Genomic DNA, 13,926 nt, shown 5'->3' on the forward strand with positions numbered 1-13,926 from the left:
AACTGTGATTAAAGACAAAAGAGGTTTATCATTAATTGAAATCATATTTTCTTTAGCTTTATTATCTATTATTGTTATGGCCATATTTTCTGGATTCGCTTCTTCTTATTCCATGTTGAAAAGATCTCAAAATTATACAGACGATGTTTTTCAAACACAACAACTTATTGAACAAGAAATTGATCTGATGAATGAAGCCATTACAGAGGGAACAGAGCCTGTGGGTGAGACCATCGTCTTGTTTGGTGACAGTCATCCTGTAACAGTTACTTATTATCCAAGAACAGTTAGTCTAACTGGGATTAGAGATGAACAGTCGTTTTTTACTACAGTTGCCAAGAAAAATATGCCTTTATACCTTACGGACACGACTGAAGTTGATATAGAGTTTAGGGATCATTCAGGTTCTCTTGACCATGTATATGTTGATACATCAAATGTTTATGTGGATTCAGATGCAAGACTAACGTCTAGTCATGGTGCCCATTTGACTTATATATATAGGTGGTATATATCGAGAGATGGTTATCATATGCCTATGTATGCAGAACCTGTAGAAACAGATGAAGGTAGGTATTATCCAATTTTCCCAAATGATTATACAATTATACCAGGTAATACATCGAGTTCTTTGTCCTACTTGAAATCTTCTTATGCAGGTAAACATATAGTGTGTACTGTAACGTCTGCTGCAAAATCAGGGAAGTTAGGTCCGATATCTCATAGTAATCATATCTTTGTATCAGGGCTTCCTCATATAAGTGACTTGGCAGTACATTTAGACGCTTCGATGATTTTTGAAGAAGATTCAAGCGCAATCAATGAAGTTGGTGGGCAAGATAGAGTAAAGAGATGGCATGATATGTCTGATGAAAACAATGATGGTGTGCAAGGAAGTTCTAATGCACAGCCAGAGTTGATAAAAAACTTTTTTGTAGGTGAACTTGTTTCAAATGAGCAGATTTATGATACTTATGTGAATTACCTATACTTTGAAACGGGTGACTCTATGAGTGTGAATTATACAGTTGATCCTCTAGATAGCACTATTTTCTTAATATCAAAAGAAAGCTCGGAAGAAGAGTTTAGAATATATACTGGAGATGATTTACCAGACTATATCACTTTATTTTCTGACATTACACTATCTAGTAGTCTTGATGATATAGATGTAGCTGAACTTATTGTTTATGATGCAGTACTAGATCAAAGCGATGTAGATGAGGTCTTGGTCTACCTTGAAGATAAATATCATCCTATTCCACCGAATGCAACAATTGATTATCTGCATCCACTTAATATCGTCATCAATCAAGGTGATCAATATGGCTTGCCATCTACTATATTAGCTAGAATGACGAGTGGTAGAGATGAAGAAGTAGAAGTTACTTGGGTGCCGGCTACAATAAATACAAGCCAACATGGCACTAAGTATTCAACTGCAACAGCGGTAGATAATGCTGAAAAGACAACAACACTAACACTTGAAATATTAGAAGTTGTACAAGTAACTGGTGTGGATATTGTAGAAGAGAGTGTAACCTTAGATAAGGGTGAGTCATATGCGTTAAATTACAACATTATTCCTTCAAATGCTGAAAATCAAACTGTAACTTGGAAACCGACAGATTCTGAAATCATCGATGTAACTGAAAATGGTACAGTTATTGCCAAAAAAGGTGGTGAGGAAACGGTCACTATCACAAGTGTTTCAGGTGATTTTGAAGATACATGTTTAATAGTTGTACGACCAACTGAGGTTAAAGGTGTTAATATTAATGTACTTGAAGATGATATCTATATTGTCCTAGGTGAGAGTAGGCAATTGACTGCATCCGTTCAACCTATAGATGCAGACAATCAACTTGTTTATTGGTCGACTGAGGATAGTAATGTTGTATCCATGGATAATGGTTTGATTGGTGGTGAAGCCATTGGTAGTACGACAATTCAAGTGAAAACGGATGAAAATAATCCAGACACTGGTTCGCCTTATACAGATAGTAAGCGTGTATTTGTAATTGATAATCTTCCAACTGTCACGCCACTAAGTGGTGCAAGCCCATATACATTCTACTTTTGGCAATCACGAAATTTGGTGTTTTCAGTTGAACCAACCACTACACAAAAGAACATCATAACTGCAGGTTTAGAAAGTGGAACAAGTAATGATATTGGATTTAGTTGGAATGGTGCTACTTTAACATTAACAACTGGTGATTTAAGAGCAAGATTTTATGGTGATGTAAGGGTAGACCTAGATGGTAATGGTTCCTTCGAAACTGTTTTGATTGATGTTAACTAGTTGAAACTGAATCTAATTAGATTCAGTTTTGGTTTGAAATAATATTAATTTGTTAAGAATCATACTCAATTAACTTTTTATGTGCTATAGTGAAGTTAAGATAGGAAGGTTGAAAATGAGTGATTATAGACTAATATGTTTAGATTTGGACGGCACATTATTAAACTCCAAAAAAGAAATTGATGAAGAATCTCTAAGAGTTTTGAGACAACTTCAAGAAAGAGGTGTTTCAGTATCTATAGCAACAGGTAGGGCTGCTTTTGATGCCAAACATCATGCAGACTTAATCGGAGAGGACACTTTCTATATGGCTTCAAATGGCGCTGTTATAGGTAACAATGATGAGTTGATTCTTGATACAAGCATGACCTTGAGTCAAAAGTTAAACCTCTTTCAAGCCTTTGAAAAACTTAAAATCAAACCTGTTTTTGTGACGCATAAACATATTTATATCAGTAATTGGTTTCATTATATTTTTCATAAACTCTTTTATAAGAGAGGCCAAGATGACAACTGTCTGAAATATGTGCCTGAGATGGAAGACTTGAAGATGATCATTTCTAGAGATGTTTGCAAGGTCCATAAGGTTATTTGCTTTCCGAAGTGGAAGACGGTCTCTAAGAAACTGAAAAAATTAATGGATTCATCAGAAGATTTTGAGCTGGCTGTTACCAACTACAATGTCTTCGAAATCACAGCCAGTGGTATAACAAAAGGCACAGGTACGAAGGTACTTGCAGATCATTTGGGTATTGATATGGACCGTGTCATAGCCTTTGGAGATAGTGAAAATGATAGGGACATGCTAAAAAAAGTTGGCCTTGGTGTTGCCATGGAAAATGCTCCTGAAGCCATCAAGAAAATATCAGATAAGGTAACACTGTCAAATAACCATCAAGGGATTTCAGAACTTCTAAAAGACGAATTTAACTTATAAAATCGAGAATTTTCATTCTCGATTTTTTATTGGTATGAAAACCTGTTTTCATAAGTAATGAAAGCCTCGATGGTTTGAGTTCTTATTGTAGATTTTCAAACTTAATGGCTATGGTCATTTGCTCGTTAAAGTCATAGATATTGTCTATATGAGTCAGTTGCTGCATGGTTTTTATACGGTATCTTATGGTGTTTTTATGCTGAAAAAGTTCCTCAGCAGTTTTAATAACATCACCTTTGTTTTTAATGTAGACTCTTGCAGTTTCAATCAGTTTGCCATCATCGTGCGAGATGATTGGATCGAGTAGGCCACGCGTAAATGATATGAGCCACTTGTCTTTAATATGAGGCAGTAAAAACTTGTAGATGCCCAATTCGTCATATGACATTTGTGGTTGACTTAAAAGTTCCGATGCACTTGCAGCATAGATGGATTCCTTGATACTTTTATCAAGCATATGAAGGTTTTTATAGATCTGTGACTTGCCTATGGAAAAAGCGTCTCTTTTTATGTCGTATTGGTCGAGTATGTGTTCGAAGTCAAGATTAATGTCTCTGTCTGTAATTTTTTTATAGGTTAGAATGAGTATTAAACCGTCATTGTACTTGATCAAAGAGTGGCGGGTTGATTTAACACCCGAGTTATAATACTTTTCTGCTACATAAAGAAGAAAGTCATCTGATACATAATACTTGTCTTTTAGATAAAATACAACGTGTTCATGGTTCATATATGGATTGATTTCAAGAGCCAACTTTGATACAAGGGCGCGGTTGTATTCATTGTTGTAGAGTAGGCCAATCTTTGATGACATGAGTTCTATATTTGATCTAGATTTAATGCCAAATGAAAGGTCTCTGATAATGTCTTCTGTATAAATTTCATTGTCGAACATAAAAATTGGTAGGCCCATTTTATCGGCAAAGTCTACAATTTCTTTTGGCAGGCTGGTGTAATAGACTTTCTTGATGGCAAGACCAGCAATATCACAGGCTATAAGGTCTTTGATACACTTGATCAAGAGGCTTTCATTGTCTCTTGCCGCAGTGAAGGTTGTTAATACGAAATCACCTGCACCGAAGTTTCCTTTTACAGATTCAACAATTTCATGATCTAATATACCAATGGTTTCGATTGTATTGTCGAGACCATTTTTTCCTGCAATCAGTTCCATTTTCTTAAGTTCGCCGATATGTGTAGCTTCTAAGACTGATAATGACATATAAACTCCTTTTGTACTAAGTATAGTTATTATACATGATAATTAGACTTTGTCCAAAGAAATATTCTGAAAATTAGGATAACATTTTTATAGAATCAAAAAAAGGAGTGTTTATGTTTAATTTAAATGATGTCAAAGAAAGTTATAAAAGAATCCGTCCCCATATTATAAAAACCAACCTAAATCCATCTCTTTATTTAGAAAGTGAAGATAAAAATTATTTCTTAAAGCTTGAGAATATGCAGATACCAAGGTCTTTTAAAATAAGGGGAGCAGTCAGTAAGATTACCTCTCTAACAGAGGAAGAAAAGAGTAGAGGCGTTGTTGCCGTGTCCTCTGGTAACCATGGGGCAGCAGTATCATATGCAGGTAAACTTCTTGGTGTGGATAAGGTTCAAGTGATTGTACCAACCACAACACCACAGTCCAAGGTTGATTACATAGAATACTTCGGTGGCAAGGTCATCCAGGTTGGTCTTAACTATGATGAGGCTTCAGCCTATGCAAAGGAGTATATTAAAGAACATAATATGGTTTTTGTTGACGCTTGTTACAACGATCCCTTGATCTACGCAGGGCAAGGAACGGTTGCCATAGAAGTCTTGGACCAATGTCCAGATATAGACACTATTATAGTACCTATTGGGGGAGGTGGTTTGTCTACTGGGGTTGCTGTAGCAGCAAAAGGACTAAAACCTGACATAAGAGTCATTGGTGTTCAAACAGCAGCTTGTCCAGCAATGATCAAGTCACTTGATGATCATAAGTATTATGAGTTTTATCCTTCTGAATCATCTATTTGTGATGCCTTGATTGGTGGCGTAGGTAAACTTGCATATGAAATGGCTGATGGTCTGTACGATGATTTGATACAAGTTTCAGAAGCCTACATAAGAAAGGGCGTTGAACATTTATTAATTAAAGAAAAAGTAGTTGCTGAGCCTGCAAGTGCGATTTGTGTAGGTGCAGTACTTCAAAATAGAGAAAGGATAGGTGGTAAGAAGATAGGTCTAGTTATTACAGGTGGTAACTTAAGTGAAAACTTAATGAAGGAAATTTTAATGGAGGGGGAAGTTTATGAAAAATAAGAGGTCAAAATGGCTGATAATTAGTGGGATTCTAGTCTTGATTGTTCTGCTTCTTAGCAGAAGTAATCCAGGTATATTAACACTTTTACCGCCAATCATCACAATTGCTCTGGCGCTTATTACACAGCAAGTTGTACTGTCATTATTATTAGGATTGTTTACTGGTGTTTTATTGTTATTTGGCTTTAATCCAGGTATCTCATTTATGAGAACCTTAGACGTGTATGTCATCGATTCACTGGCTTCGAAATCGCATGCTGCTATTTTGATATTTACTACATGTATAGCGGGCATGATTAGTATTGTATCTAGAATTGGTGGTACAAGAGCCATAGCAGAAAAACTCATCAAAAGTGCTAAAACCCCTAGAAGTGCTCAGATCATTACCATGTTATTAGGTTGTATTGTCTTCTTTGATGATTATGCAAATATCCTAGTTGTAGGGCCAACCATGAGACCACTAACGGATAAGTTAAAGATATCAAGAGAGAAACTGGCTTACTACGTACATACAACAGCTGGTATTGTAGCTGGTATAGCTATTATGACTACCTGGATTGGTTTTGAAATGAGTTTGGTTTCTGATGCATTTTACGAGCTCGGTCACGAAGTCAATGCATTTGCCATGATACTCAAGAACATTCCATTTATGTTTTATAATATATTTGCAATTGTCATCTCATTTTTACTTGCTTATAAGATGAAGGACTTTGGTCCGATGTATGCAGCGGAAAAGAGAGCAAGACTGACTGGTAAGGTTCATGCAGATGATGCAAAGATTTCAGTATCAGATGAAGAACTTGAATATGGTGGCGGCAAGGTATATTATGCAGTACTGCCGATAGTTACCATGATAGCAGTTACCTTCTTTGGTATCTGGTATGCAGGTTCTATGGGGAATCCAGATATAAATCCTTTCAGTTTTGAAGGCTTTAGAACAGCATTTGGAGATGCTGATCCTATGCCAGTACTGGTTTGGGCAGCAGTATCATCAAGTTTTGTTGCAGGGATTATTGGTATTCTTAAAGAAAAATTATCTATAAGTGACATTTTTGAATCTTGGATAAATGGTGCTAAAGAACTGTTTGAGGTTTGTGTTGTCTTGATCCTCGCATGGGCACTTGGTTCGGTACTTTCTGAAATTGGTACTGCCGATTTCTTAATTACCTCTTTAACAACATCTATTCCAGGCGCATTGATTCCTATGATGGTATTTATTTTGGCATGTTTAATTTCCTTCTCAACAGGTTCTTCTTGGGGAACCATGCCGATCGTATTTCCACTTGCAATACCACTTGCAGCAGCTTATACAAGTGATCCGACTCAATCGACACTTGTTATTGCAACGATTGCAGCAACACTTTCAGGTTCTATATTTGGTGATCAAACATCGCCAATTTCAGATTCATCTATACTATCAGCTTCTGCAACAGGCTGTGATCTGATTCACCATGTAAAAACACAAATTCCCTATGCCTTGGTACCTGCTGCATTTGCTGTACTGTGTTACCTTATAGTAGGATTTACAGGCTTAACAGTGATAGTACCACTTATTCTAGGTTCTGTTGGTATCTATTTTGTCGTTCATTATTTTGGAAAATCAACAAAAGAGGAAGACTTGATCAAGATAGAAGATAAGATCAAAGTAAGTTAAGGATAGTTTAAGGACCTTTCGGTCCTTTTTCTTAATAAAACATTATTTTTGCACTTTGGCTAATCTCTACTTTAGATACATATGTTAAACTAATTGTGTTGAGGTGAAAAGATGATAGAGAAAAATAGTTTATTGATTTTAGTAATACTTACGTTTATCGTTATTATTGTTACAGACCTTGTATTTGGTAAAAGGAAAGAAAAGAAGTCTTTTCTTACAGTTTGCATTAGGATATTCGGTGTTTATGGCATGTTGATTATAGGTACGAGTATTTTGTCATATTTAATAACGGATACTTTGAAAGATCAAATTATTGTTTCTATTATATTGGGAACGACGACCTTGTCCTGGTCTTTATTTATTGAGACTTTTATCAAACACAAGTATAACTATTTGTTTTTATCATTTCTTTCTGTTATCACCACACTTGTATTTTATGTAATATTACCTAGGTTTATATTAATCATCATACCTGTGTATGTCCTGTCTGCTATACTTGGCTCAATTATTGGTTCCTTAGTGAAGCTTAAGGTCAACAAAGGAAAAATGGTGATGGTGGCGATTGCTATGATTGTTTTTCAGCTAGGATTTATTGTTATTTCTCATGACCACATGGAATCAAGTTCTAAGCCTATGTTATATACTATAAACTACTTAAGTGACCAAGGTGTGGAAACAGATGATTACTACATACTCATTTCTGAGAAACTATATACCAGATACGACGATGTGTTTATAACGTGTATACCCCAGAACAATGATATGGAGTCTATACGTCTGATTTATCGTATGGATGAAACAAAACTGATAACAAAGGACTAATTACCTTATCTATTTTGATAAGGTATTTTCTTGTTTTCTTTTTACAATTGGATTATGTATAATGAGTTGAGAGGTGTAAAATGAATGAAAAAATATTAGTAGTAGAAGATGACTTAGATATTTCTAAGGCAATGAAACTTTATTTACATAATGCAGGTTATGATGTACTTATAGCCAATGACGGCAAGGAGGGACTAGACCTATTCTTTGCCAATGACTTTGATATGGGCATTATTGATATGATGCTTCCGGGCATGATGGGAATAGATTTGATAGAGAAAATTAGAGAGAAATCTGAAATGCCTATCTTGATTGTTTCAGCTAAAAGTGGTGAGATAGATAAAATTGAAGGTTTATCAGTGGGGGCTGATGATTATATTACAAAACCTTTTTCTCCACCTGAACTGCTTGCGCGTGTAAAATCGTCTATGAGAAGGTGGAAGATTATGAAGGGGACTATGAAACCATCGCAGGAGATATCTTTTGGTGAGATGGTTTTAAATACTCAAAGTCTACAGCTTCTAAAGAATGGGCAACTGATTGAACTAACAGCAACAGAGTATAAAATACTCAAGCTTTTTTTGGAACATCCCAATCAGATATTTTCGAAGAAACAGATATGTGAGCATGTGAATGGAGAATACTTTGAAAGTGATGAAAAAGTGGTCATTGTGCACATATCTCATATTAGGGATAAAATTGGGAAGAACAAAGAGGGTAAGGATTATATAAAAACAATTAGGGGATTAGGGTATAAAATTGAAAACTAAAAAAGGTAGTAAACTATTTTCTGTCATGCTCAAGGAGTTCGCGGTATTTGTTATTATTTCTATAGTCATCATTTCTATTATTGTGGTTTCGGTGTTTTACTTTGCCTTTATTGCTAAGGAAAAGTTTTTCAAAGAGCCCTATGCATCTAACTCAGATTGGTTTGATTCTGGTCAATACGATAAACTAGATATAGAAAAAGAATATGGTCAGGGGAGTCATTTCTATGTTTTTGATGAGTACTTTAAGATCGTCTATCAATCGAATGATGATATTGAATATCCATACAGTGAGGATCAAACATATTTAATCCCTGATGAGTTAGATGATTTAACAACATCTTGGATTGAAAGTGACCAGGGAAGGCTTTACAAAATTGAGTTTAAAGAAATGACAGGTGATATAAAGACGCTTGTTATCGTGGATGATACTCGTCAAGTCATCTACTCAAATAGAGGCATAGAAGGCAAAATGGATGAAGATACCTTTGACTGCTTATATGGTGAGAACGAAAACTTTGAAATGATCAAACAAGTTTTTTATGTGAATGATCAGAAACATCTAGCAGTCTTTATGTTTCCAACAGAAATCAATGAGTATTTATTAGGTGAAATGATTGTTATTATACTTGCGATACTTTTGATTATTATCCTTTCTGCACTTTTATCCTTGTATTTATATCTTAAGAGACTGAATAAGAAGGTGATAAAACCTATAGAGGTTCTTGAAGAAAACATGTTGAACTTTGATGTTGAGGATAGTCAGATACCGATGACTTATAATGGTCCTCTAGAGTTCAAAAATATATTTTCAAGATTTTATGAGATGGCTGGAAGATTAAAAGAGGCTCAAGATAACAATCAAAAGATGATTGCTGATATATCTCATGACTTAAAAACGCCAATATCTGTTGTTCAGCTTTATACGAAGCTTCTTAGTGAAGAAGAGGTGTCTGATAAAGAAAAAGAAGAGATGATGCAAAAAATCGTGACAAAGACTGATGAGATGAGTGAGCTTATTAATCTATTCAGTGAGTATAGTAAACTTTTTCATTCAGATTTGAAATTTGAAATGGTTTCTTGTGATATTGTAGATTATTCAAGAGAATACCTGATTAATAAGTACAATGAGTTAGATACTTTAGGTTATGAGTTAGATATTGATTTGCCTGAAGATAAAATAGAAGTTTCTCTCGATCTTATGAACTTTAAGAGAATCTACGATAATATTATAGGTAATAGCCTTAAGTATAATGACAAAGGGGCTAAAATCTTCTTTTCAATTAAAGAGGTAGGCAGTCACGTGGTCATTACACTAGGAGACAATGGCGTTGGTATTGAAAAGGCTATTAGAGAAAAGGTGTTTGAAGCCTTTATAATAGGAAACGACGCTAGGACTACAGGTTCTGGAACAGGACTAGGCATGGCCATTGTTAAAAAGATTGTTGACTTACATGATGGCCAAGTTGGATTACTAAAGGAAGACGAGACGGACTTATCGGTTGCCATTCAAATTGAATTACCTTTATTTTGATCACCAGCCCAGCTGGTGATTTTTTGTAGATTAAGAAATCTTAATCTTTGCTTAGTCACAAATCAATGTAGGCCAAGTATCATAGAGTCATGATAATAAATAAAAGTTTTGGAGGACAATATGAAAAAGATTTTAATAGGCGCATTGATAATGGTATTAGGTTTAGGTGTATTTGGAGCCTACATGTTAAAAACACCAAGTAATCCAGACCAGTATGATAAAGAAAACTACATAGGTGCGGCAGATGTTCAAAAGATTATGACGCTACAAATGGGAATCACACGTGAAATGATGTCATCATTTAAAATAGAAGGTGATGTTGCCTATATGTCTGGTGTGATTTCAAAAGATACAATCAGACAAGTTAAAAAACTGATTAAAGATTATCCTGATGTAAAAACCATTCAAATGGTTAGTGTTGATGGTTCAGTAGATGATGAGTCCAACCTGGTAGCTTCTAGACTTGTTAGACAGGCGGGTTTAAATACTTATGTAGCTAAGGATGGACATATCGCTTCAGGTGGAACAGACTTTTTCTGTGCAGGCGTAAAGAGAACGGCTGAGGAAGGTGCACAAGTTGGTGTACATTCTTGGGCTGGTGGTAAAGTAACAAATGCTGCTTTACTACCTAAAGATGATGAAGAACATAAGAAGTATATTGAGTATTATAAGGAAATGGAAATGCCGGATCCTAAAGGTTTCTACTTCTTTACAATCAATGCTGCAGAAGCGGATGGCATGCACTATATGAGTATGGATGAAATGCATCAATATGGTTTGGTAGAGTAAAAGTTAGTTGATACCTTCGTGGTGTAGATAAGAAAGACTGAGATGATTATTCTCAGTCTTTTTCTAGTACAAGTAATGAAATTTCAAGTGTATCCGATTTTAAGGCTGGCAGCATTTGACTAGGTTTCTTAAATTCTGCTATTGGTATGTTTGAGACAAGTTGATATTGATGCTCTCTAAAATAGTTAATGTAATTGTCTATATTCAAGTACTTAAACTCAGTATCTATAATATCTTTAAGTTTTGCAGAATAAAAAGAACTTAAAAAGAGCGCTTCGGTATTTTTTATGACATAGTCTAAGGAATGATAAGGTCTCAACTTCATAAAACATTCCGTTATTATGGAACTATTATCAACAACTAAGTTGAAGTTATTTTTTAAGGGAAATCCCTCATTGACAATGACGAATAGAAAGTTTCCGGGTGCTTTTTCCTTATAAAGCAGGTTTTTAACATCTAGAAGTATATTGATGTTATATGAAGAAAATATATAGTTTTTTCCTTCTTCAAAGCTTTCGTGAACCTTGCCAATTATTATATCTGCATCACTTGCAATAAAAAGTATGTTTTCTTTTTCAGACATATGTTCTCTAATAATGTCTCCTACATGCTTTAATGAAGAGATACCTTCAGAAGAGGACGTTTCTATAAAGTCAGATAGGTTATCATATTGTCTGCCTTCCTTAAACTTAGGTTCTTCTGAACGACAAGGCATAAATAAGCCTCTTCTAAAGATATAATGTTGACCACACTCACATATGAAGTCGCCAGATACAATGGTGTTTTCTAAGATCATGCAGTTGGTAGCACTAAACTCCTTTTGGCATATAGGACAAACAAGCCATCCAAGAAGTTGAAGGCTAGATCCCTTGTCACTGTCAAATGGTTCTCTATTGTTTAATATATGATTTTTATATTTATTTAATTGGTCAAGTCGTTCAGTTAATCGAATGATTTCATCAGACGTTTCGCTGATTTTTTCATTGAGAAGATGCTCAATTGGTTTAGATTGCTGATTCACTATATTCGTATGCAGTCTTTCGTAGGCCATGAGGGCTTGAATTTCATCCAAACTTAAACCAAGATCAATTAAATGTAAAACAGATGTCATGTCCTTTACACACTGATCGTCATAATCAGGATACCTATTCGTTAAAGTCGGTATGAGTAGATGCATATCTGTATAATGTCTAATAGTTGATTTCTTCTTGTTAAATTGTTTTGCAAAGTCTCCGATTTTCAATTATTTCACCTCTGACTCAATTATACATGAATTTATCTATAGACAAAAATCAAATTTTGAATTTCTACAGATTGATAATGAAACTTTAAGAAATGCAAGAATATATAGTTTGTGAAAAGCATGTTTATAGATTAAATTAGTAGACTTTGGATATAAAGAGAAAAAGGAGACGATTATGAGTGACTTAACAAAAGGATCAATATATAAACATATAAGAGAAATAGCCATACCAGCTAGTATAGGCTATTTGTTCAACACCCTTTACAACGTTGTTGATACATACTATGCAGGTAAGCTGTCAACAGATGCCTTGGCAGGTATGACCATATCATTTCCAATCTTCTTTATTTTGATAGCCTTGTCAACTGGTATTGGATCAGGTATGACAGCCTTAGCTTCCATATCTTTAGGAGAAGAAGACTCTAATAAAGTACATGCTTATTTATACAATGCCGTTTTTCTGGGACTTATGATGAGTCTCTTGTTATGGCTATTATCACCAATACTTATACCTTTTTTATTTAGATTATCAGGTGCCTCTGGTAGATCCATGACATTAGGAGTAGACTACACTAAGACCATCCTTTATGGTGCATTATTCTTTATCATGAACAGTATTTTAAATGGCTTTCTAAATGCAGGTGGTGATACCAAGACCTACAGAAATTTTCTAGTCTTTGGTTTCTTTTTAAACTTAATCTTAGATCCACTTTTTATATTTGGTTGGTTCGGACTGCCTAAGCTTGGTACAGTGGGTGTTGCACTAGCGACTGTGATTGTACAGTTGATCGGCGTTATCTATCTCTTATATAAAGTTTTGAGAAGTGAAGTTTTTGAAAAAAGTATTTTAAAAGAGGTAAAGATTTTACTTAGTGTCTGTGGAGAAATCCTTAAACAGGGTGTACCAGCAAGCTTAAATATGGCAACTGTTGCCATTGGTGTATTTGTTATTAACTATTTTATTTTAAGATTTGCAGACCCGCCGACCATAGCAGGCTACGGTGCAGCGGTAAGAATTGAACAGCTGGTTTTACTGCCAGCCCTAGGCTTAAATATAGCTGTATTGACCATAACAGGCCAATCCTTTGGTGCTAAAAACAAAGATAGGATATTAGAAATCCATCGTGTAGCCACTAAAATAACAACCATTATGATGATTATTGGTGCTATTGTTATATATCCACTAGCTCCACTTGTTATAAGCCTATTTAACAATGATCCTTTAGTTGTATCTGCAGGAACAGTTTATCTAAGAATTGAAGTGTTTGCCTTTGTAACCTATGTACTTTTAAATGTATCTGTATCTTCCTTACAAGGGATCAAACGTCCAAATTTTGCTGTATATATTGGTTTATACAGACAAATCATTTTACCAATCATTCTCTTTTATTTATTAGGTAATGTCTTTGATCTAGGTATAAGAGGTGTTTGGTGGGGGATTGTTATTATAAACTGGTCAGCAGTTTTCTTCACACGTATCTACCATGCTAGACAAATGCGGACATTGGATTTTGAAAACGACTCAGATAGTTAAATTTTACTTTTAAACTTCTCACTTATGAGGA

General features: G+C 34.9%; 11 protein-coding genes. 9 read left to right on the top strand and 2 right to left on the bottom strand.

The features are described 5' to 3' along the window. The first annotated feature begins 4 nt into the window (after positions 1–4). Both EZV73_RS28835 and EZV73_RS02335 read left to right on the top strand, forming a co-directional pair. Positions 5–2,305 carry an Ig-like domain-containing protein gene (locus EZV73_RS28835; RefSeq protein WP_240837935.1) on the top strand — a complete coding sequence of 767 codons (2,301 nt, stop codon included), beginning with the start codon at positions 5–7 and terminating at the stop codon, positions 2,303–2,305. A 115-nt stretch (positions 2,306–2,420) separates the two neighbouring features. Further along, positions 2,421–3,242 carry a Cof-type HAD-IIB family hydrolase gene (locus tag EZV73_RS02335; protein WP_240837937.1) on the top strand — a complete coding sequence of 274 codons (822 nt, stop codon included), beginning with the start codon at positions 2,421–2,423 and terminating at the stop codon, positions 3,240–3,242. Positions 3,243–3,324: 82 nt separating this feature from the next. On the opposite strand, the gene EZV73_RS02340 is transcribed toward EZV73_RS02335, so the two are convergent. After that, complete coding sequence (locus tag EZV73_RS02340; RefSeq protein WP_240837939.1) at positions 3,325–4,464, bottom strand: PucR family transcriptional regulator; 1,140 nt, start codon at positions 4,462–4,464, stop codon at positions 3,325–3,327. A gap of 113 nt (positions 4,465–4,577) precedes the next feature. On the opposite strand from EZV73_RS02340, the gene EZV73_RS02345 reads away from it, so the two are divergent. The 6 genes from EZV73_RS02345 to EZV73_RS02370 all read left to right on the top strand — a co-directional run bounded on the left by EZV73_RS02345 (position 4,578) and on the right by EZV73_RS02370 (position 11,118). Next, positions 4,578–5,552 (top strand): threonine/serine dehydratase, encoded by a 975-nt coding sequence (locus EZV73_RS02345; RefSeq protein ID WP_240837941.1) that lies wholly within the window; start codon positions 4,578–4,580, stop codon positions 5,550–5,552. After that, complete coding sequence (locus tag EZV73_RS02350) at positions 5,542–7,206, top strand: Na+/H+ antiporter NhaC family protein (protein WP_240837943.1); 1,665 nt, start codon at positions 5,542–5,544, stop codon at positions 7,204–7,206. The genes EZV73_RS02345 and EZV73_RS02350 overlap by 11 nt, the downstream gene beginning before the upstream one ends. A 111-nt stretch (positions 7,207–7,317) precedes the next feature. Next, entirely contained in the window at positions 7,318–8,028 is a 711-nt protein-coding gene (locus EZV73_RS02355) for a hypothetical protein (RefSeq protein ID WP_240837945.1), read from the top strand. 80 nt (positions 8,029–8,108) lie between these two features. Continuing rightward, the gene (locus tag EZV73_RS02360; protein WP_240837947.1) at positions 8,109–8,798 is read left to right on the top strand and encodes a response regulator transcription factor; all 690 of its coding nucleotides are present in this window, start codon (positions 8,109–8,111) and stop codon (positions 8,796–8,798) included. Further along, complete coding sequence (locus tag EZV73_RS02365; protein ID WP_240837949.1) at positions 8,788–10,329, top strand: sensor histidine kinase KdpD; 1,542 nt, start codon at positions 8,788–8,790, stop codon at positions 10,327–10,329. The genes EZV73_RS02360 and EZV73_RS02365 overlap by 11 nt, the downstream gene beginning before the upstream one ends. Before the next feature lie 120 nt (positions 10,330–10,449). Beyond that, positions 10,450–11,118, top strand: a complete 669-nt coding sequence (locus EZV73_RS02370; protein WP_240837951.1) for a hypothetical protein — start codon at positions 10,450–10,452, stop codon at positions 11,116–11,118. Between the two features lie 52 nt (positions 11,119–11,170). Here the strand turns inward: EZV73_RS02370 and EZV73_RS02375 are convergent, their stop codons facing one another. Further along, positions 11,171–12,361 (bottom strand): MerR family transcriptional regulator, encoded by a 1,191-nt coding sequence (locus EZV73_RS02375; protein ID WP_240837953.1) that lies wholly within the window; start codon positions 12,359–12,361, stop codon positions 11,171–11,173. Between the two features lie 175 nt (positions 12,362–12,536). Here EZV73_RS02375 and EZV73_RS02380 point away from each other — a divergent pair, with 175 nt between their 5' ends. After that, positions 12,537–13,895, top strand: a complete 1,359-nt coding sequence (locus EZV73_RS02380; protein ID WP_240837954.1) for an MATE family efflux transporter — start codon at positions 12,537–12,539, stop codon at positions 13,893–13,895. The last annotated feature ends 31 nt before the right edge of the window (positions 13,896–13,926 follow it).

Source organism: Acidaminobacter sp. JC074, from assembly GCF_022496765.1.
Classification (GTDB): domain Bacteria; phylum Bacillota; class Clostridia; order Peptostreptococcales; family Acidaminobacteraceae; genus JABXKX01.